The 19586-nt window shown below is 58.3% G+C and carries 16 protein-coding genes and 3 pseudogenes; 9 read left to right on the top strand and 10 right to left on the bottom strand.

Annotation, left to right across the window (positions count from 1 at the left end; all coding sequences use genetic code 11):
- Positions 1-128 precede the first annotated feature (128 nt).
- The 3 pseudogenes from F2P44_RS06590 to F2P44_RS06600 all read right to left on the bottom strand — a co-directional run.
- Positions 129-685, bottom strand: a pseudogene (locus F2P44_RS06590) (ABC transporter ATP-binding protein); the annotation flags it as partial.
- Positions 651-1244 (bottom strand): annotated as a pseudogene (locus F2P44_RS06595) (type 2 periplasmic-binding domain-containing protein); the annotation flags it as partial. The pseudogenes F2P44_RS06590 and F2P44_RS06595, both read right to left, overlap by 35 nt.
- 24 nt (positions 1245-1268) lie before the next feature.
- Positions 1269-2137: pseudogene (locus tag F2P44_RS06600) on the bottom strand (TauD/TfdA dioxygenase family protein).
- Positions 2138-2394: 257 nt separating this feature from the next.
- Between F2P44_RS06600 and F2P44_RS06605 the strand changes: the two are divergent.
- From F2P44_RS06605 to F2P44_RS06630, 6 genes are all read left to right on the top strand, one after another.
- A complete protein-coding gene (locus F2P44_RS06605; protein ID WP_167085927.1) occupies positions 2395-2679 on the top strand; it encodes a type II toxin-antitoxin system RelB/DinJ family antitoxin in 285 nt (94 codons plus the stop codon).
- Complete coding sequence (locus tag F2P44_RS06610; RefSeq protein ID WP_167085928.1) at positions 2651-2980, top strand: type II toxin-antitoxin system YafQ family toxin; 330 nt, start codon at positions 2651-2653, stop codon at positions 2978-2980. The genes F2P44_RS06605 and F2P44_RS06610 overlap by 29 nt, the downstream gene beginning before the upstream one ends.
- 157 nt (positions 2981-3137) lie before the next feature.
- Positions 3138-3884 carry a lipoyl(octanoyl) transferase LipB gene (lipB, locus tag F2P44_RS06615; RefSeq protein ID WP_167085929.1) on the top strand — a complete coding sequence of 249 codons (747 nt, stop codon included), beginning with the start codon at positions 3138-3140 and terminating at the stop codon, positions 3882-3884.
- The gene (gene lipA / locus F2P44_RS06620; protein WP_167085930.1) at positions 3881-4876 is read left to right on the top strand and encodes a lipoyl synthase; all 996 of its coding nucleotides are present in this window, start codon (positions 3881-3883) and stop codon (positions 4874-4876) included. The genes lipB and lipA overlap by 4 nt, the downstream gene beginning before the upstream one ends.
- A gap of 72 nt (positions 4877-4948) precedes the next feature.
- Positions 4949-6637, top strand: coding sequence for a hypothetical protein (locus F2P44_RS06625; RefSeq protein ID WP_167085931.1), 1689 nt, complete (start codon positions 4949-4951; stop codon positions 6635-6637).
- 665 nt (positions 6638-7302) lie between these two features.
- On the top strand, positions 7303-8691 hold the full coding sequence (locus F2P44_RS06630) for an ATP-binding protein (protein WP_167085932.1): 1389 nt from the start codon (positions 7303-7305) through the stop codon (positions 8689-8691).
- Positions 8692-8739: 48 nt separating this feature from the next.
- Here F2P44_RS06630 and F2P44_RS06635 read toward each other — a convergent pair whose 3' ends face one another.
- From F2P44_RS06635 to F2P44_RS06655, 5 genes are read right to left on the bottom strand one after another with little or no spacing between them, the layout of a single operon-like run.
- Positions 8740-9801 carry a TniQ family protein gene (locus F2P44_RS06635; protein ID WP_167085933.1) on the bottom strand — a complete coding sequence of 354 codons (1062 nt, stop codon included), beginning with the start codon at positions 9799-9801 and terminating at the stop codon, positions 8740-8742.
- Positions 9759-10673, bottom strand: coding sequence for a TniB family NTP-binding protein (locus F2P44_RS06640; protein ID WP_167085934.1), 915 nt, complete (start codon positions 10671-10673; stop codon positions 9759-9761). The genes F2P44_RS06635 and F2P44_RS06640 overlap by 43 nt, the downstream gene beginning before the upstream one ends.
- The gene (locus tag F2P44_RS06645) at positions 10666-12576 is read right to left on the bottom strand and encodes a TnsB C-terminal domain-containing protein (protein WP_167085935.1); all 1911 of its coding nucleotides are present in this window, start codon (positions 12574-12576) and stop codon (positions 10666-10668) included. Before F2P44_RS06645 ends, F2P44_RS06640 begins: the two co-directional genes overlap by 8 nt.
- Positions 12573-13235 carry a TnsA endonuclease N-terminal domain-containing protein gene (locus tag F2P44_RS06650; protein ID WP_167085936.1) on the bottom strand — a complete coding sequence of 221 codons (663 nt, stop codon included), beginning with the start codon at positions 13233-13235 and terminating at the stop codon, positions 12573-12575. Before F2P44_RS06650 ends, F2P44_RS06645 begins: the two co-directional genes overlap by 4 nt.
- 37 nt (positions 13236-13272) lie before the next feature.
- Positions 13273-15687, bottom strand: coding sequence for a TOTE conflict system archaeo-eukaryotic primase domain-containing protein (locus tag F2P44_RS06655; RefSeq protein WP_167085937.1), 2415 nt, complete (start codon positions 15685-15687; stop codon positions 13273-13275).
- A 215-nt stretch (positions 15688-15902) separates the two neighbouring features.
- Between F2P44_RS06655 and F2P44_RS06660 the strand changes: the two genes are divergently transcribed.
- Positions 15903-16607, top strand: a complete 705-nt coding sequence (locus F2P44_RS06660) for an alpha/beta fold hydrolase (RefSeq protein WP_223165004.1) — start codon at positions 15903-15905, stop codon at positions 16605-16607.
- Positions 16604-16876, top strand: coding sequence for a hypothetical protein (locus F2P44_RS06665; RefSeq protein ID WP_167085938.1), 273 nt, complete (start codon positions 16604-16606; stop codon positions 16874-16876). The genes F2P44_RS06660 and F2P44_RS06665 overlap by 4 nt, the downstream gene beginning before the upstream one ends.
- Before the next feature lie 68 nt (positions 16877-16944).
- Here the strand turns inward: F2P44_RS06665 and F2P44_RS06670 are convergent, their stop codons facing one another.
- The gene (locus F2P44_RS06670; RefSeq protein WP_167085939.1) at positions 16945-17913 is read right to left on the bottom strand and encodes an MBL fold metallo-hydrolase; all 969 of its coding nucleotides are present in this window, start codon (positions 17911-17913) and stop codon (positions 16945-16947) included.
- A gap of 126 nt (positions 17914-18039) precedes the next feature.
- Between F2P44_RS06670 and F2P44_RS06675 the strand changes: the two genes are divergently transcribed.
- Positions 18040-18981, top strand: coding sequence for a LysR family transcriptional regulator (locus F2P44_RS06675; RefSeq protein ID WP_167085940.1), 942 nt, complete (start codon positions 18040-18042; stop codon positions 18979-18981).
- A gap of 59 nt (positions 18982-19040) precedes the next feature.
- On the opposite strand, the gene F2P44_RS06680 is transcribed toward F2P44_RS06675, so the two are convergent.
- A complete protein-coding gene (locus F2P44_RS06680) occupies positions 19041-19442 on the bottom strand; it encodes a hypothetical protein (RefSeq protein ID WP_167085941.1) in 402 nt (133 codons plus the stop codon).
- Positions 19443-19586: the final 144 nt, after the last annotated feature.

A 19586-nucleotide genomic window follows, 5' to 3' on the forward strand; every position in this document is an offset into this window, starting at 1 on the left:
TCCCCTGTCAACGCTTCGCCCCACACCTCGCGGTGTGCAACGCATGACTCGGGGCCAGAGTAATTCGCCATTTCTTCTCCGTATTGGACTTTCACCAACTACTTCTTGCCAGCTTTGCTGGCGCACTGACTGTTCAGCTCGGCGCGCACGCGGCCCGGGTGGGGCGACAGCAGCACGATGCGGTTGCCCACCTCGTGAAGCGCACTTCTTCCCACAAGGTTTGCAATTGCTCCTGCATGCTGCGGCGCGTGAGCGCCTCGAGGGCGGCGAACGGCTCGTCCATGAGCAGGATGGCCGGCTGCATCGCCAGCGCCCGCGCAATCGCCACGCGCGCCTTCATCCCGCCCGACAAGGTATGCGGATAGGCGTCGGCGAACGGCGACAGGCCGACCTTGTTGATCCAGTGCAGGGCGCGCGCCCGTGCCTCGGCCCTGCTCACGCCGCCGGCCAGCAGCGGAAACATGACATTGCCCAGCACTGATTTCCACGGCGGCAACTGGTCGAATTCCTGGAACACCACGAAGCGGTCCGGCCCGGGGCGCAGGATCGGCTGGCCGTCCAGGGTCAGGCTGCCGGCGCGCGGCCTAATGAAGCCGGCGATCGCCTTGAGCAGGGTCGACTTGCCGCAGCCGGACGGCCCCAGCAGCACCAGGCGGTCGCCCCGGTGCACCTCGAAGCTCACTCTGGGCGGCGATGATCGCGGCGGCCGCGTCCGGATGCGGCAAGGCTTGCGTGAAGCGGTCGAGCTTTTTGAACTCGGCCGTGCCCCACTGCTTCGCCCGCCATCTGCAAAATCCGCGCCTGCACCGACACCGTGACCGCCGGCAATGCGATGCGGTCCTTCTCGCTGAGGTCGGCGATAGTCTTGACGTTCGGATTGGTACTGATCAGGTAATACGGGAAGTTGCCCAGCGACGCCAGGCCCTTCACGTTCTGCTTGCCGGCGGTGCGGTCCCAGACGGTGAGCAGGGGCCCGATGCCGGCGCTGGCGATGTCGATCGAGCCCGACAGCAGCGCATCGTTGATCGCGGCCCCGCCCGACAGCTTGACCCAGTCGACGTCGATCTCCACGCCCTGCTTGCGGCCATGCTTTTCGATCAGCTTCTGGTCCTGCGCCACGTTCAGCAGCAGGTACACGATGCCGAACTGCTCGCGATGCGGATGCGGCCTTCGGCCCGGGCCGGGTTCGATGCCAGTGCGGCGGCGCACGCGATGGCGAATGCGGCCTTGTTCAACAGCTTCATGGTGGTTTCCTATATCGGCGTGGGTCAGAACGGCGCATTGCCTTCGATGGTGGTGCGGTACAGCATGCGGCGCTGGTGGTCGGGGCAAGCGGCGGCCAGGTGCATGACCGAGCGGTTATCCCAGAACAGCATGTCGTGCGCCTGCCACTGGTGGCGGTAAATGAAGTCGTGCCGGGTGCTGTGGGCAAACAAATCATCCAGCAGGGCGCCGCTTTCGCTGTCGGGCAAGCCGGTTACGCGGGTGGTGAAGTGCTCGCTGACGAACAGGGCGCGGCGCCCGGTGTCCGGATGGGTGCGCACGATCGGATGCACGGCCGGCCGCACTTCATCGATCTGGGCGCGGGTCAGGTCGGGGCGCCACGGACTGCGCTTTTGCAGTTCGGCCTACTTGGCCAGGTAACTGTGTTCGGCGCTGCGTCCTTCGATGGCGCGCCGCAGGTAGCCGGGCAGCTTGTCCCAGGCCAGGTGCTGGTTGGCAAACAGGGTGTCGCCTCCATTGAGCGGCAACTCCTGCGCGTGCAGCATCGAGCCCAGGCTGGGCACGGCCTTGTACGACAGGTCCGAATGCCAGAAATGGCCGGCGTCGCCCAGGCCGAGCGGTGGCCGTTTTCCTTGATGTTGGAAATGATCAGCACTTCCGGCTGGGTGGGCAGCTGGAACTGGCGCAGCACATGGATTTGCAGCGGGCCGAAGCGGCGGCTGAAGGCCACCTGCTGGGCCGGCGTGATGTGCTGGCCGCGAAACACCAGCACATGGTGGTCGAGGTGGGCGCGGTGGATCAGGGCGAAGTCTTCCCGGCTCAGCGGGACGGACAGGTCGAGTCCGGTGATGGCCGCGCCCAGCGCAGCGTCGAACGGCTGCATGTCGAAACGGGTGTCGAGGACGGCGGCCATGGCGGTGAACGGGTGATGGTCGAGCACCCAGCTTATCGGCGCCCGTCTGGCGGAGCAACGAAGCATTTCAACTATGCTAATGCGGCTGGTGGCACGCTGCGATCAATATCGCCGAGCGATTGCTTTGTTCGGGATCAAGGCGGTCATCTGGCTTTCTGCACTTGGATAGATGGGCTGGCGTTCAATCGAATCGCAGTTTGCGGCGACGCTCCGCGCGCGATAACATGGTCTTGAGATGCACAATCAGGGAAGTCATCATGACCGCTTCAACGACGACCACAATACGCGTCCGTGTGGACCAAACGACCAAGGCGCAGGCGACCGAAACACTGGCGGCGATGGGCTTAACCCTTCCCGATGCGGTGCGCATGTTCCTGAACCATGTTATCGACGACAAGACGCTGCCGTTCAGTTCCAGGACACCTAACGCCGCCACGCTTGCGGCAATGGCCGAGGCCGAGGAGATTATCAAGAGCAGGCGCGCCCGCTTTGCCACCGCCGCCGAGCTCTTCGATGACCTTGAAAAAGCCAGCGGCAAATAGGCGGACGACACTGCCCCGGCAATCGGGCTACACGAAGCGCTTCCTTCAAGACTGGTCGGCGCTGCCTCATTCGGGCCGGTATGACATGACGCGGCTAAAACAAGCGATGATGCTTCTGATCGCAAACGATGGGCCGCTTCCAGCTCAATGGCATGATCATTCACTCAGCGGCAAGTGGGAACGCCACCGGGAATGTCATATTGGCGGCGACTTCCTGCTTGTGTATCTGCTCGACGACTCTGGGAAATGCCCATCATTGGTTTTTTCGCGTTGTGGAACGCACGCCGAAATCTTTGGCTAACTACAAATATACATCGGCATTGTTCCAGACATCGATACCAAATGAGCGAACGCGGCATAGGCGACGAATGTCACTATGCTAATGCGGCCTCTGAGCAGCATCCGGCTGAGCCCTCGCTTATAATGGCGGGGCCCCCTTAGCCCCGATTGACGACCCCATGCTCCCCATCCGCCCTGCGCAGGCGATCATCCGCGACCTCGGCCGTGCCGACTACGAGCCGGTGTTTGCCGCCATGCGTGCCTTTACCGACGCGCGCGACCCCGACACCACCGACGAACTGTGGATCGTCGAGCATCCGCCTGTGTTCACGCTGGGGCTGGGCGCCGACCGTGCCCACCTGCTGGCCGGCGCCGGCACGCCTGCCCATGGCGTGCCCGTGGTGCAGACCGACCGCGGCGGCGAAGTCACTTACCACGGCCCCGGCCAGGTGGTGATTTACCTGCTGATGGACTTGCGCCGCAACAAGCCGGGCGGCAAGTTGTACGCCCGACAATTCGTCGAAAAAATCGAGCAGGCGATCATCGATGTGCTGGGGGCGTATAATCTGGCTGGTGAGCGCATCGCCGGCGCGCCCGGCATTTATATCGCCGGCGGGCCGCGCAAAGGCGCCAAGATCGCCGCGCTCGGCCTCAAAGTGCGCGGCAATGGCTGCACCTACCATGGCGTGTCGCTCAATGTGGCGATGGACCTGGCGCCGTTTTCCTGGATCAACCCGTGCGGCTATGCGGGCCTGGAAACGGTGGACATGCGCAGCATGGGCGCCGAGGCCGCGCTGGCCGACGTGCAGCAAGCCCTGGCGCGCGAACTGGTGCGGCAGCTCGGATCGGGCGGCGCACCGCACAACGAATCGCATAACAACGCATCGAATAACACCACAGAGCCCCACGGGCAAGCAGCCAAATGACTTCTGATTCCGATACCAGCATCGCCCCAGTCTACAACGCCAGCGACAAGCAAAAAGGCGCCAGCAAGACCTCGCGCATTCCGATCAAGATCGTGCCGATCGGGCAAGTCGAGCGCCTGAAAAAGCCGGACTGGATCCGCGTCAAGGCCGCTTCGGCCTCGTCGCGCTTCTACGAGATCAAGGACATCCTGCGCGCCAACAACCTGGTGACCGTGTGCGAAGAAGCGAGCTGCCCGAACATCGGCGAATGCTTCGGCAAGGGCACGGCCACCTTCATGATCATGGGCGACAAGTGCACGCGCCGCTGCCCGTTCTGCGACGTCGGCCACGGCCGTCCCGACCCGCTCGACGTGAACGAGCCGCACAACCTGTCCAAGACCATCGCCGAATTGCGCCTCTCGTACGTGGTGATCACCTCGGTCGACCGCGACGACTTGCGCGACGGCGGCGCCGGCCACTTTGTCGACTGCATCAAGCAAACGCGCGCGCTGTCGCCGAAAACCCGCATCGAAGTGCTGGTGCCCGACTTCCGCGGCCGCCTGGCCAAGGCGCTCGCGATCTTCGCCGACGGCTTGCCGGACGTGATGAACCACAACCTCGAAACCGTGCCGCGCCTGTACAAGGAAGCCCGTCCTGGTTCCGACTACACGCACTCGCTGGAACTGCTGCGCGACTTCAAGGCGCTGTATCCGAACGCGGTCACCAAGTCCGGCATCATGGTCGGCCTGGGCGAAACCGACGAAGAAATCCTGCAAGTGATGCGCGACCTGCGTAGCCACAACGTCGACATGCTGACCATTGGCCAGTACCTGGCGCCGTCGGGCGATCACTTGCCGGTGCGCCGGTATGTGCACCCGGACGTGTTCAAGATGTTCGAGGAAGAAGCCTACAAGATGGGCTTCGTGCACGCGGCGGTTGGCGCGATGGTGCGCAGCTCGTATCATGCGGACGAGCAGGCCCATAACGCGGGTGTGGCTGTGAACGCCCAGTAGATAATGAGACTGACCAGCAGATAATGCGACAGTTCAGAAGTTATTGAGATAATTTGACGGTGGCGGACTGGCTTGGATCGGAAAAAACCGTTTGTAAGCAATAGCTTGCCTTCTGTCTCTGTATTTCCTCAGGACGGGAAATTTTGGCGAATAGATTGGTTTGGCGAGCTGGCCTTCCCGAACCGAGCTATTCGACGTACCCAGCCCTCACTGCTCATACACCTGTCGCGGATACTCGATCCCAATTTTACCGTCGATCCAACGATATTGCTTTCCCCCGACTCAACTGCACCTGCCCGATTCCAGCGCAAGGTTTGGGTTTCGGTTGGAACGTTGGCGGTGCTTCGCATCGGAGACATCTGGCGCGACGGGAAATTGGCGACAGCTCCCGAATATCAGCTCGAGCAATTTCCAGGTTTGCGAATCGACGACACGACAGTTCATCTGGTCAAGGCAGGCCTGAACTTGGACGATAAGGGCTTTCTTGTCCCGCTGTCCGAACATCCTTGGCATCTGCAGTGCACGCACTCGTATTGTATGATGGTCGAGCTGGATGGGGGCCGCCGCATTCTCATTCCCTGTATCGAACTGATCCGATTTTATTTTGGATCGTCAAGCAACCTAATCACCAAGCTGTTTCTGCCGCCGTTGCAACGCAAGTCTCTGTATGGTCACGAACGATTTGACAACGTAAGCCGGTGCCTTGTTCTTCATTTAGCCGAGAAAATCTCTGGTGCATCAGCCGCCGACATTGGACGTCTGCACCTGGATCCAATGGCATGGAGGGCTGCAGTGCATGTTGGCACGTCAGCCTTGAAGGCATCCCTCGCTAATCAGCATGTTTATCCGCAAGCGCTTTTTCCCTTTGAGGGCGACACCACGCTAATCGCGTCCGGAAAGTGGCTGAGTCTCGGCGGTCAGGCGAACGCGACATTTCTCGTTTACAGCCTACGCTCGTGCTCGCATCCATTTCCATTTCGTTCGTTGAGTTACAAGATTCATGGTGCTCAACCTGGCTCTCGTGCTCCGAACCAATCCAACGATCGCCAAGAGTCAACGGGACCTCAACGTCGTCCTGCTCCGGACTCGGCCGAGCAGTCTATCGTTGAGCAGGATGCGTCGAACCGTCTCGCGGCGAAAATTGGACCGGTTCGTCTTGAGCCTCGTTTTCCAGATTTAAAAAATAAGGCGGTTTGGAAGGCAAAGGCGCTAATAGATTCTGTACCTGATAGCGGTGCACTAGGGAGAGCTGGCGCGAGCGTCGACAGAGCATCCGTTGGCGAGCCAGGATCCGAGCAGCGAATCCGCCCTGTCGATCTCGCCGTGGTGTTGGGAAACTTAGACAAACGTCATCCGCCTGTTTTTTTGCGCGATGCCGTAGACGAACTCGAGAGGCTGAACGGCTTCGACATTGAATTGCTCACGAATAGCGACGAAGATGGCTGGACTCTGCCGATTACTGCGTTGTCGAATGATGACGGCGAAATCGACGCTCGGCTTTTCGTGGAAGAGGCGGATGGCATGCTTCGCCTCCGACGTGCTTCAGCATTTGCGGTGAAAAATAAACGAGAACATATCAGTATCGTAGTCATCGAGTCCTTGCCGAGCTATTTCAAGCTCTACACGACCAACGGGAAGCGCGCCGACGAAATTGACGTGACACTTCGATGCGCGGCTGGCGATTATGCATTTTCTCCCGCGTCAGACGGTTCAAGCATTTCTGAGCTAATTGCTTGGGTCTTCGACGCATCGGAGCACTAATTTTGCTGCCGAAGCTGCCAACACGATCCGTCCTCCCATGCAAGTTGCCGTTCTCAACTTCGTTCCTGATTGGAAACTAACTCGGTGATGTCTGGCATGCGCGCAGCTTTCCGAAAGTTGATCATGCACTTTCACTGGCGGGATCCAAGATTAGTGCGCCCCGTTTTTCGCGAGCCAACCTCCTATGTTGGGAAAATCGCCGCTATTTCCGATTAGGACGAGGAGGAAACTTGTCATCTCGCCATGAAGCCCCTCGAGGGATGTTCTTCCGGGTGCGTATGCCAAATTCAAACCGCTTGCCGGCCGCATGCCTCCACCCGGTGACAACCCCCACCGGTGACAACCCCACCGGTGACAACCCCACCGGTGACAACCCCACCGGTGACAACCCCACCGGTGACAACCCCACCGGTGACAACCCCACCGGTGACAACCCCCACCGGTGACAACCCCCACCGGTGACAACCCCACCGGTGACAACCCCACCGGTGACAACCCCCACCGGTGACAACCCCCACCGGTGACAACCCCACCGGTGACAACCTTCAGCGGTGGCAGGGCGATAATCTAGGGCCACCGATTATTTTCGACAGATGGGATGTGGTACCCTGTACGATATAGGAGCGTTGGACTATGCGCATTCATTTACCTAGTGGCCGAAAAATATGTCAATCCCTCTAAAAACATTAAGCAACGAACAATATCAGGCACTATTAGCTATCGAAGAGTCGCACTTTAGTGATTTGAAAAGTATCGATATCGGCCCTGGGAAACTTACCAATACGGTATCTGCATTTTGTAAAAATAGTGGTGGTGAAATATTTATCGGTATCGAAGAGTTGGAAGGAGAAACCGGTAAGGTTCGAGTGTGGGACGCGTTTGCGGACCAGGAGGCAGCGAACGCCCATTTACAAGTGATAGAACGATTGTATCCGATTGGAAACCATTATATTGCGGAGTTCTTAAAATGCAATGGCGCGCCTGGCGTAGTCCTGCATGTGACGGTTTTCAAAACCCAAGAAATAGTTTTTGCATCAAATGGAAAGGCCTATGTGCGTAGAGGTTCACAAAATCTTCCGGTTGATGCGGATGGTGCACTTGATCGCTTAAAATACGATAAAGGTATCAAGTCCTTCGAAGATGAGTTGACCAACGCTCAACTTGACGAGGTTGAGAATTCGTTGATAACACTTGAATTCATCACAACTGTTGTACCTTCGACTGATCCAGTTCATTGGTTGCAAAAACAACGAGTATTAATTGGAGACAGACTCTCTGTTGCAGGTGTATTACTCTACAGTGATCTCCCACAAGCAACTCTTCCTAAGAGATCTGCTATAAAAATTTTGCGATATCAAACGAAGAACGAAGGTGAACGTGATTTTCTAGCATTTGATCCTTTAACAATAGAGGGTCCTATCTATTCGCTCGTTTATGACGCGGTTGATCAGTGCAAGATGTTGATTGAAGAAATAAAGAAATTGGGTCCGAATGGATTGGAGAAAATCATTTACCCGGAAGAAGCTTTGCATGAGGTTCTTACAAATGCGGTACTACATCGAGATTACAGTATTGCTGCGGACGTTCAAGTAAGAATTTTTGATAATCGAATTGAAATTGAAAGCCCAGGTAGATTACCCGGCCACGTGACAGTTGAGTTAATCACAAAAACTCAGTTCGCGCGCAACCCAAAATTGGTTCGCTTAGTAAGTAAGTTTAAAAATCCTCCAAATAAGGATGTTGGTGAAGGATTAAGAACTACTTTCGAAGCCATGGATAAATTACGTTTGAAGAGGCCGCTAATAGAAGAAAGAGAAAATTCTGTCGTCGTCATACTTCGCCACGAAAGTCTCGGGTCCCCTGAGCAACTCGTTATGGAGTTCCTAAAAAGTAATGCCGAAATCTCTAACGCCACTGGTCGAGAGATAACAGGGATCAAGTCCGAAAATACGATGAAGGAAGTCTTTTATAGACTTCGTGACCGTGATCAATTGGAGCAAGTGCCAGGACGAAATGGCAACAAAGCTGCATGGCAGATTAAAAAGGTAATCTGAGACTGAAATCCTGATAAGTCAGCGCACCAGCGTGCAAAGTTCCTCGTTTCATTGGAGACGATCTCTCCAATTCTCGAATTTTGCAACGATTCGCCCATACCAATCTGGGCGTTCAGGAAAGTCCTTTGTCAGCACGCTATAGCGTACAGCTCGCCGCTGCCACGCAGCGCGGAGCCGCGGCTCCAAGTCAGCCATCAGCCAAGCCGTTAGCAAAAGCAAATGGTGCCGCTCTGCAACTGGCCGCATTTCGAAGGAAATATGACCTTGGGAAAGCGCGATATCCGGAACGCCGATTTGTCCTAGTACGAAGTTTCGCAGCCCAACATGTTTATAGCGGGCAGTCATTGTTCTGCATAGTTGGTGCAGTACGGCAAACCGATCTAGTGCCCACTCTCCCCCCGCATCACCGTCGATTCGATCACCGGCTGCCAACAGGAGGGCAAATGAGGATCCATCGTAGAAGATCGGCTCGGCTGCTGACGCAGTCCGCATGTCGAAATTGCATTGATGGCAGAACGACACTGGCGTGTTTTCCACTGGATCAAATCGATGGAAGTCTATCCGATGAGCAGCGACCGCTGCTGCACAATTTGGACAACGATCCAAGAGCATGGTCTTGTGGACACTACAGACAGTGAGTAGCGCGACGCGCCAGCGTTTCCTGAAGTACGGCGTTTCGTCGTCTGCCAAGCATCTCGGACAGAACTGGAGCCCAAATCCCAAGCGCTTTCGATGATACATCTGTAGCACCAGTATCCAGTGAAGTGGCCCTGCCGACCTAAATTTGCGATAGAGCACTCCTTCATAAGTGCGCAATGTTGTGTCAGCAGCGACCGAATAGGGGGTGCCGGTGCGAAGGCTCAGCTCATTCAATAACCACGGAGGTGCTATTCGATCAATGTCGCGATTCCATATTTGAAGTCGCTCGCCAAATATAGCATTGCAGAATGTCTGGACTTTTAAACCGTGCCCATGCGCCAGGCGGACGAGCCAACTCGAAAGTAACTCGTCAGGCAGTGGTTTGTAGCGGATTGGCCATAAGCGATCAGCGGCTAGTCTGGCACCCGCTACAGTCGTTTGTGTTGCTTTCGTTTTGACGGAGGTATCCATGGCAGAGCACCAATTTGCGCCACAGTGATACGCTCCGCCTTGCCGCGAATCGCATCAACCGCAAGTTCTTTCACCAAATCGCACATATCGCCGAGCGTGCCCTCGCTGCGCGTGTGTATCGCCAGCATTGTCGCTGGATCTTTTAGGTTCGACGGCGACCTTAGTGGCATGCGCAATTCGAGCGTCGCGAGCAGCGCTCCAAATTCGTTATTCGGCCTCCATAATGGAAGCTCTTCCGGCGTGAAGCGGCTGGACATCTGAGGATCCGTATTAAACGCATTGTAAGCATCCTCGATGCCGGCCGCGACTATACATACCATTGTTTCATTGCCCAGGCTCTTTAGCGCATTGCGAAATTCCTGCTGCCGATTCAGGCTGCCGGCGATAAGGTGGTGGATTTCATCGACGATCAGCATGCGCACGTCCATCTGCCGGAACAGGCGCTTTATTTGCGAGTACTTTTCCTGAACCGACGCTGTGGGTTTGTACGGCGTCATCAGCGCGTCCAGTATGCGCGTGTAGAAGTCAGAAATGTCCGGCTTCGGCGGCGACTCCACCATAACCACCGGACAAATTGTGACTTCGCCTGCAGGATCGAGGTCAGGAAGATGCTCGGACACAAAGCGTCGCAGAATTGATGTTTTCCCATTGAAGGAAGGCGCAACCAGAAGTAGGTTCGGCATGCGCGTGATGCGTGGATACGCCAAGAGCTCTTCCATGCGCCCGATGATGCGCTTGGCATCCTTGTACCCCAGCCAGGCGCCCTCGCGAATAGCGTAGATCCTCGCATCGTCTGACTTGTCTGCGAGGGCGCGCGCACGCTCGTTGAGGTGCGTGTATGCATTTTCAGCTGGCAAAGATTGATTACTCATCGTCTAGCGGCTCAATGGCATCAGGGTTATAGCCGCGCACAGCTGAGGGCATGGCCGATGGTATTGGGTTGGATACTTGCGGCAGGCTATCGACTTTGTCCTTGCGGGCTCGATCGTGCTCGACCCGCCGCTGTTGGGCTCGCCGTGCCGATTTTGTCTTCTCGGCGGCATCGGCTTCGAGCTCACGTTGTTCGTTGAGTAGCGCGAAGACGGCCTTCTCGTTCTCGTGTGGAATGCCCTTTTGGTCGGCACGCCGATGTGCCTCGCGTAGCTCCCATATGCTGACCGGCGGCAGGCTGACATCGCGATAGGGTATCGCGAAGTGGCGCTTGGCGATCTCGTCGAAAAAATACAGCTGACTGATATCGCGCGGATCCCGGTGGAACCGGAACTTGCGCCGGTGCCGCGAAAATTCCGGGTGGGGCGTGTTGATCCAAGGGCGCAGAACGTCATGATAGTAGTGCACGTCATCAATCAGAACGCCGTAGTTCTGAATCGTACGTTCGATGAACGGCATGAAATCGATGCGAAGTTTTTCTTCGTCAAGTCGTCGCGCCGGGAGCCCGCGTCCAGGCTTACCCTTGGTGCCGAGCAAACCATCGCGCCATTTTGTCAGTGGCGTGGTACCGATCCCCGCGTGAACTTTGCGGTGGTAGCGGGCGAAAAAAAGAACCAACCATTTTTCCAGTTCGCCGAATGTCATGCAGGCATTGCCCTCGGAATCGTAGGTGCCCTTCTCGTCCGGACCAGAGAATGTGGCGCCCTTGACGGCCTTTAGTCCCTCCGACACGGTGCCCATGAGCCGCTCGATGTGGGCGCCGTAACGCGGCTTCTTGACCGGGCGCAGATGAAGGTCGACGTCATATTCATTACATGCCACCTGAAGCATGTCTCCTCGAAACTCACGGGCGTTATCCATATGCAGGATGCCCATGACGCCCCAGCATGGCCAGTCCGTCGAGGTGACACCGAGCCGCGACATCCATTTTTCCTTAGGCATGATCGCGTGAGAGATGCACATGCCGGCCGACATGGCGGACGGCGCATCCAACGTGAGATACATGCCAAGGCAAACCCGACTGTTGACGTCAATCGCAAGTGTGATCCACGCCCGCCGAATTGACTTACGGTGCACGTCATCAACGATGATCACGGGGAGCAAAGTGTGATCGATTTGCACGAGGGCGAGGGGCCAGTCGGCGTCGCCGATAACGCCTTTTATGGGATCGTGTTGATCATGCGCGGCGGCTTCGCCTTTTCTGCTGGCGGTTCGCTCGCGGCCCTTAGATTTCTCGATGCGCGCCTTGATGGTGTTGTGCGCCGGTAGGCGCAGGTTCGCATTTGAGCACCGCCGTCTGATTTCTTCGACGGTGGCGGCGACCGACGTTTTCTGTTCGGTGTCGTGAAAATTTTCAAGGCATTCCACAATGATGGCGTCGACTTCCGGCGACAGCCTGGTGTTTCCTGCGCCGCCCCTGGCCCGATAGTTCGGCAATAGGGAGGACAACAGCTTGGCCTGCTTGAACGTTGCCACCCAGCGGTACAAGGTGGCGCGGCTGACGCCGGCTTCCACGGCGATCTTGTCGGCCAGCGCATTGGCCCACTGGCGCGCAGGCGTGTTCAGAAGTGGTTCGATGTGGCGCCGCCGTTCTTCAGCAACCTTCCAATCGTCTTGTGAAATTTCCCATAGCTCCAATTTGGCCGTCGGCGTCGTGGTGGTGGTGCCGATGACTTTCGGCGGTCCGATATCGCCCATTTTCATCAGTACCTTTTGGCCGGAACCGACCTCTTTGGCAAGGACCATGTTGACATCCGGTATGGCCACAACGATGTACTCTTGACCGTCGTTGGTGATGGTGGCGCCTTCTGTTATCCATAGCTGGGTCCGCTCTTTCTCGCTCATGACAACCCTTCCGGGAGATTGAGGATGACGCCGTCGCTAATCGCGCAGTCGAGATCGACGATCAGTCTTTTCGTCAGCACCATATTCCATACGACGGGCATCCAGTAGAGTTGGTCCTCGTCGGTGAGCGCTAGTTCCGCCAGCAGGCGCGGCAGCGATACAGTCCCATCGGTGGCGCGCGTCAATGCAATGATTCGGGCGCAATCATTTTCTGAAGGATTGATGTTGCGGTATTCCCTCAAAAATTTGATGTTTGCCAGGCGGGGAGTCCGAATCTCCTTCTCGGTCGTGATGCCGAAGTCCCAACCGCGCTCTAGTACGTACAGCGTAGCCGCTGCAAATTTCGGGGCATATTTTTCAGCGTATTTCTTCAGATCGTCCGAGTGCTTGACCTCGGTCAGGAGCGGAGGGCGCACGCAACCGGTGACGGGGTCGGGCCGAAAGCGCACCAAGAGGTCGGGCGTGTAGCCTTTTGCCACGCCTGGAAGGGGGATGTTAACCGGCTGCTCCTCGAATCCTTCGACCATATCGTCGAAGTCCATGAGTAGCATGTATTCCTTCTCCAAGAGAGACTCGAAGCCACCCATCTGTCCGTTTTTTCGGCTGGCGAACTTGCCGGTCACGCACAGGTGGTTTTTTGGTATTTTGCGCACTGGCATGAAAAGCGATTCCCAAAAATGAACTCAATCGATCCGATTAGTTTGGCATTCCCAACAATTCGGTTTGTCGGCCAAAGGCAGGTTGAAATTGATTCGTCTCGACGCGATATCCCATTGCCCGATACCCGCGTTGTCGTTTTTCCCACATGCGCGAAAGCTGCGGGTTGTCCAGCTCGACGTAGTCGTGGATTAGTATTTCCGTCTTGCTGGAGTGCTCCCGATGTAGACGACCCGCATATTGCTGCAACGTGCCTTCCCACGAAATCGGCAGCGTCAAAATTAAGGTGTCGAGTGGAGCATGATCGAAGCCCTCGCCGACCAGCTGCGCACTCGCCAGCAGGATGTGGGGTGCATCGTCCTGCAGATTGGCCAGGGCCTCAATGACCACTTGGCGCTCCTTCGTTTTCATCCGTCCATGCAGTAAGAAGCGTTGTTGGGGGATATCTTTCAAAAGCTCGTACAGGAGATCAAGATGCTCGGTGCGCTTGGTCAGCAACAGTACTTTGCGGCCGGCGTTCAGCGCCGTGGTCGCATCTGCGACGATACGGGCATTGCGACCGCTGTCTTCCGCCAGCAGCCGGATCACTTCTTGGATGCTCGCATGTGGCGGGATCGGCGGCGTCGGAAGGTGGCCAACATGAACGACCAGCTCTTTTGGTACATGGGTCGGACGCTTGGCTACATGTCGTATCGGCCCGCACTGCATGAAAATTATTGGGTGGTGACCGTTGCTACGAACCGGCGTGGCGCTCAGCCCCAATACATAGCGCGAATTGGCTTCATTGAGGACCGCTTCAAATGACTGCGCCGATAGGTGGTGTGCCTCGTCAATGATGATCTGACCGTACTGGCTAAGCAGCTCTGGCAAATCGTCGCGTCGTGCCAGACTTTGGATCACAGCGATATCGAGCATACCGGTCGGCTTCTTCTTGCCGGCACCGATCAAGCCGATCTTCTGTCCCTTCAATTCCAGAAAGCTTCCAAGTCGTTCCTGCCATTGACGCATCAATTCGGCTCGGTGCACCAGCACGAGGGTGCTGACCTTTCTGTGAGCGATAGCAGCAGCCGCCGTTACGGTCTTGCCGAACGCCGTCGGGGCAACCAACATACCGAAGTCATGCTTCATCATCGCGGCCAGCGCTTCCTGTTGATCCGGTCGTAGCTTGCCAGAAAACGGCGTATGCAAAGGTTGGCCCATCGAGCGGACGTCATCTAACCTCAACTCGATTTTGTTAACGGAAAGAAGTGATCTGACATCGCCCAGGCAACCTCGTGGCAAAGCCAAGTGCTTCTGGCGGTCTTCAGCTCGCCCAATGATCCGGGCGATATTCCACGTTGACATGCGCATCGCCTGCGCTTTGTAGAATTCCGGATTTTGGAATGCGGCCAACCTGATAAGACGGTTCATCAGTGATTGTGGCAGCCCTGCCTTTTCAATAAACAGCTGATTGCCGAGCGTCGCGCATACCGCTTTTGGCATCGTGTCCGAGAGCTTGACATCCGGCTTGGCGGCGCGCACCCACGGCGTATCCGCATGTTCGTCCGGCACGTCTGCATAGGCGATGTCGAGAGGATGCCGGTCGCCTACAAGCTTGGTAAGTGCCACCTCGATACGCGCTTGTGGCAGCGGCACGATGCTTTCTAGGAATACCCATTGGTCGGGTACGGGTTGCAGGTTCGAGTCGACGAAGACGCTTCGCCCAAGTTCACGAGGGTGTTTTTGTAGTGGCAACGCGATCAAATTGCCGAACCCGCCTTTTGGCATCGTGTCCTGGTTCGGAAATAGGCGATCGTAAGACGACAGCTTCAATTGCCTGGTTCGCGCACAAGTTGCACTAATCAAGGCGGTGCCGAGCCGGCGAGCGTCACGCGCCGGGGTCGGGTTCGAAAAGAACAGCCACAAGTGGGCGCCGTTACCAGAGCGCGAGATTTCTAGCGCAGCAGGCAGCTCGTTGAGTATGCATGTCTGCAAGACCGCCCGCGCGTCTTCGCGCCAATCGTCGTCGTCAAAATCGATGGCGAGAAAATGGCAGCGATCATCCACAAGTAGCGGATAGACGCCGGCAGTGATGTTACCCCTCAGGTGGCTCTCGATAACGTGGTCTGTTACGGGCACGTAAAGGCTATGGCTGCAATCGCTGCACTTGATTCTCGGCTTTTCGCAAACGCCTCTACGCCATTCGTTGGCGCAAACTGGCGAGTATCCGACCTTGCCGCTTTGCTGCCCTTCCCAACGTATAGGATAGACGTCGTCCCTGCCGTGAAAGAGTTTTCGGAAGAGTTTGACCTTTGCGCCTGGAGGCAAGGCGCCAGCCTTCGACGGTGGGACCGTGTATTGGGCCGCTTGCTCGGACGCCTGCTGTGGCAGAGCGATGCCATGCGTAGAGAGCAGCGCTTTCAGCACTAAATTCTCTGCACGTAATTGTAAAACTTCCGCTTCGATTTTTGACATACGGCATATGGTATGCGACCATGAAACTGAAAGTCCTTCCCCTTGAATGATGACAAGGGGATGAATACTTCAGCGCGAAATTGCTCGACGAGAATTGTCTCAATAACTTCTGATTCTTGTCTCACTAACTTCTGGTCAAATATACGGCAAAACGTGCTAACTGTCTCGTTATCTTCTAACTGTTCACAGTGGCGATCAGCGCGTAAGTTCGGCCAGTGCTGACCTTGGTGCTGCTTCCGGGAATGGACGGAAGCGGCGACCTGTTTGCCGGCTTCATTGCCGCGCTCGGGGACCAGCTTGAGGCCATCGTCATCTCCTATCCCCCCGCGCTTGCGCTCGGTTATGCCGGCCTGACCGAGCATGCGCGTGCGCAATTGCCGTTCGACCGCCCTTTTGTACTGATCGGCGAATCCTTCTCCGGCCCGGTCGCCATCGCGCTGGCAGCGTCGCGCCCGCCCGGATTGGTCGGGCTGGTGCTGTGCTGCACCTTTGCGCGCACTCCGCGCCCGCTCCTGGCACCGTTGCGACCCCTGGTCAGCGTGCTGCCCATGTCGTCTTCGCTGACTCCCCTGATCGCTCCCTTCCTGCTCGGCTTCGATGCGCCCCTGGCGTTGCGCCGGGCTTTGCGCCGCGCGCTCGACCAGGTGCCGCCAGCGCGCCTGCGCGGGCGTTTGCGGGAAGTGATGGCGGTCGATTACACGGCGCGCGCGCGCAGCATCGCGGTTCCCGTGCTGTATCTGCAAGCAACGCGTGACTGGATCGTTCCTGCCGCGGCCGCACGTCTGCTGGCGTCGCTGTGCCCGGACTGGCGTCTGGTAGCGCTGCGGGGGCCGCATCTGTTGCTGCAAAGCGTACCCGAGCAAGCGGCAACAACGATCAACTACTTTGTGGCCGCGCTGGTCACGGAAAGCACACAATGAAAGACCGGCATGGCAATGAGGTGGCGATTGGCGATATCGTGCGCGTCCTTGAAATCGACCAGGGACTGCTCGATATGCTTCCCCTCTGTGAGTTGCCGCATACGCTGGCGATGTTGAACAGCGAGTACCCCATCGAGGAATTCCCGGAGGACGACAAGGCGAGCGTCACCAACTGGTGGGAAGAGGGGCCGGGGGAATGGGCGTGCAGTGGACTGTACTTGCTTGCGCATGAATTTGAACTCGTGAAAAAAGCCGGCAGTGCCGGCTGATTTTCCAGAAGCGCTTCGTATTTTTGCAAACGCGGGCCCAGTGCGGCCCGCCCGCGCCTACCCTGTTCTCAGCGTACTTGCGTGTAATTGACCGGCACCCATTGGTACGATTTCCCTGCGCTGCGCACATGGCCGATGCCCGGGAATTGCAGGTGCGACGCGCCCACCAAAGCGCCGTCCTTGGCGGCGGCACTGAAGGTTTTCAGGCGCTGCGCCAGGGCGGCTTTCTCGTCCGAATCGAAGGCAATCGTCACTGACGGCTCGTCGAACTGCACCGCGCCCACGTGGATCAGGTCGCCGATCAGGACCAGCTTCTGGCCGCCGCTCTCGACCACATAGCTGGTGTGGCCGGCCGTGTGGCCGTAGGTGGAGCTCGATTTCACGCCCGCCACCAGTTGCGTATCGCCCTCGAACGGCTGGAAGCGCTTGGCATCGATGTAGGGCTTGAGCGAGGCGACCGCACCCTGGAAGAAACCCTTGGCATCGGCCGGCGCCTTGTCCATATTGGCCTGGCTCAGCCAGAAATCGGCATCACGCTTGTCGGCCCGCACCACGGCGTTCGCAAACGCCGCCGCGCCCTCTTTCGCGATGCCGCCCACGTGGTCGGGATGCAGGTGGGTGATGTAGATTTCATCGACCTGCTCCGGCTGGTAGCCCGAGGCTTTCAGGTTGGCCACCAGCTTGCCCAGGTTCGGACCGAACAGGCCGCCCGCGCCGCTGTCGATCAGCACCAGCTTGCCGCCGGTATTGATCAGGTACGCGTTGAACGAGGTTTCGACCGGGCTGGCCAGGAAGGATTTGGCCAGCGCCTTGTCGATCTTGCCCGGGGCGGTCTTGAGCAGTTTGTTGACCGGCAGCTCGGTGGTGCCGTCGGACAGCGCGGTCACTTCGAACTCGCCCAGCATCATGCGGAAGTAGCCCGGCGCCGATACCTTGGCCATCGGCGCGGCGGCGTGGACAGGGCTGGCGGCGAAGGCGGCAACGCCAAGGGCGGCCGCCAGGATCAGGGTACGCGGGGTGCGGAGAAATTGGGTCATGGCGTCTTTCGGAACAGGGTGATGGGAAAATGCTAAGCAGCAGTATGCAGCGTTGCGCAACGCGGAACAATATGGCAATGTGCAAACTATCTTTGCGTTGTACGCAATCCCAATGGAGCTATTCCCATGTTCGACGCCCTGCACTGTTTCCTGACCGTGGTCGACACCGGCAATCTGTCGCGTGCCGCCAAGATCTTGCAGGTAGCGGTCTCGTCGGTATCGCGCCGGATCGATTGGCTTGAAGCGGACGTCGGCGCCAGGCTGTTCGTGCGCAGTTCGCGCCTGGTGCTGCTGACCGATGCCGGCGAGCGCTTCCTGCCGCGCGCGCGCCACCTGGTGGCCGAGCTGGCCGAAGCCAAGGCGGCCGTCACCGCGGTCGATCCCGAGCCGCGCGGGGTGCTCACCGTCACCGCCCCGCGCGCCTTCGGACGGCGCCATATCGCCCCGGCCCTGGGCGAGTTCCTGCACCGTTATCCGCTGATGGAACTGGAACTGCAACTGAACGACGACGTGATCGACCTGTCGGCCCAGCGCGTCGATGTGGCGATCCGGCTCGGGCCCCTGCCCGACAGCGACCTGCTGGCGACATATCTGGCGCCGCGCCGGCGCATCGCCTGCGCCAGCCCCGCCTACCTGGCGCGGCACGGCACGCCGGCCACCCCGCTGGACTTGCTCGATCACAATTGCATGAACTACGTCAGCCGCAGCGCGCTGGCTTGCTGGTGGTGCTTCGATGGCGTCAACCGCGACAAACCCTTGCCGGTCAGCGGTTCCTTGCGCAGCGATGATGTCGACTTCATGCTGGACGCGGCCGTCGGCGGCGCCGGCGTCGCCCATCTGCCGAGCTGGCTGGCCAGCGAGGCGCTGGTCGCCGGGCAGCTGGTGCCGCTGTTCGGCCCGGCGAGCCAGGGCGAGGAAAGGGTCAGCGACGGTATCCACGCGGTGCGCTTGCCGGGGCGCTCGCACCCGGTCAAGGCGCAACTGTTCATCGCTTACCTGCGCGACCATGTGGGCACGCCACCGTACTGGGAACGGGCGCTGGCCGCGCACGAATACGCCGCTGCCTGAATGCGCAAACGCCTGCGAGCGCAGGCGTTTTTACGACGACTTACAGCGCTGTGACACGCCTACTTGGTGATGGCTGCACGGAATGCGTCGTCATCGAGCAGTTTGCCGACCAGGTCGCTGTACAGCAGTTCATACTCGCGCGTGGCCTGCGGGACTGCGGCGAGCAGGCTGGCCGCCAGCAGGTCGGCTTTGAGCGTGTTGCCCAGGTACTGGGCGAACGAGCCCCCTGGCGCCGACAGCACGCCGGCGCGGATGCTGTGGCTCTTGTCGAGGCCGGGGTCCTTGCCGGCGTCAAGCGTGAAGCTGCCGACGGCAACCTTGTCAAAATTGGCGTTGTACAGTTTGACGGTATTGCCCTTCGTCGCCGCTGGCACGGCCATGCTGAACTGTACGCAGCCGGTCAGGTGCACGGCCAGGGCGCAGGCGGCGGCGAGGGCGGTGAGGCGACAAATCGCGGTCATGAAACTTCCTTGGTGATGGGGTGGGCGCGGCGACGAGCGTGATCGTCGTCCGAGGTCCGAATGTCATATTATTTCAGAACAGAAACGATGACGCGAGGGCCATCGAGGCTTGTTAAAGGTGCAATTCGTTGGTTTCCTTGCGTT

This window comes from Massilia frigida, assembly GCF_011682175.1.
Classification (GTDB): domain Bacteria; phylum Pseudomonadota; class Gammaproteobacteria; order Burkholderiales; family Burkholderiaceae_D; genus Telluria_A; species Telluria_A frigida.

Bases quoted from the DNA above. Each gene is read 5' to 3' on its own strand.
- F2P44_RS06605 (WP_167085927.1), top strand. From the start codon at position 2,395: ATGACCGCTTCAACGACGACCACAATACGCGTCCGTGTGGACCAAACG.
- F2P44_RS06610 (WP_167085928.1), top strand. From the start codon at position 2,651: ATGACCTTGAAAAAGCCAGCGGCAAATAGGCGGACGACACTGCCCCGG.
- lipB (WP_167085929.1), top strand. From the start codon at position 3,138: ATGCTCCCCATCCGCCCTGCGCAGGCGATCATCCGCGACCTCGGCCGT.
- lipA (WP_167085930.1), top strand. From the start codon at position 3,881: ATGACTTCTGATTCCGATACCAGCATCGCCCCAGTCTACAACGCCAGC.
- F2P44_RS06630 (WP_167085932.1), top strand. From the start codon at position 7,303: ATGTCAATCCCTCTAAAAACATTAAGCAACGAACAATATCAGGCACTA.
- F2P44_RS06635 (WP_167085933.1), bottom strand. From the start codon at position 9,801: ATGGATACCTCCGTCAAAACGAAAGCAACACAAACGACTGTAGCGGGT.
- F2P44_RS06640 (WP_167085934.1), bottom strand. From the start codon at position 10,673: ATGAGTAATCAATCTTTGCCAGCTGAAAATGCATACACGCACCTCAAC.
- F2P44_RS06645 (WP_167085935.1), bottom strand. From the start codon at position 12,576: ATGAGCGAGAAAGAGCGGACCCAGCTATGGATAACAGAAGGCGCCACC.
- F2P44_RS06650 (WP_167085936.1), bottom strand. From the start codon at position 13,235: ATGCCAGTGCGCAAAATACCAAAAAACCACCTGTGCGTGACCGGCAAG.
- F2P44_RS06655 (WP_167085937.1), bottom strand. From the start codon at position 15,687: ATGTCAAAAATCGAAGCGGAAGTTTTACAATTACGTGCAGAGAATTTA.
- F2P44_RS06665 (WP_167085938.1), top strand. From the start codon at position 16,604: ATGAAAGACCGGCATGGCAATGAGGTGGCGATTGGCGATATCGTGCGC.
- F2P44_RS06670 (WP_167085939.1), bottom strand. From the start codon at position 17,913: ATGACCCAATTTCTCCGCACCCCGCGTACCCTGATCCTGGCGGCCGCC.
- F2P44_RS06675 (WP_167085940.1), top strand. From the start codon at position 18,040: ATGTTCGACGCCCTGCACTGTTTCCTGACCGTGGTCGACACCGGCAAT.
- F2P44_RS06680 (WP_167085941.1), bottom strand. From the start codon at position 19,442: ATGACCGCGATTTGTCGCCTCACCGCCCTCGCCGCCGCCTGCGCCCTG.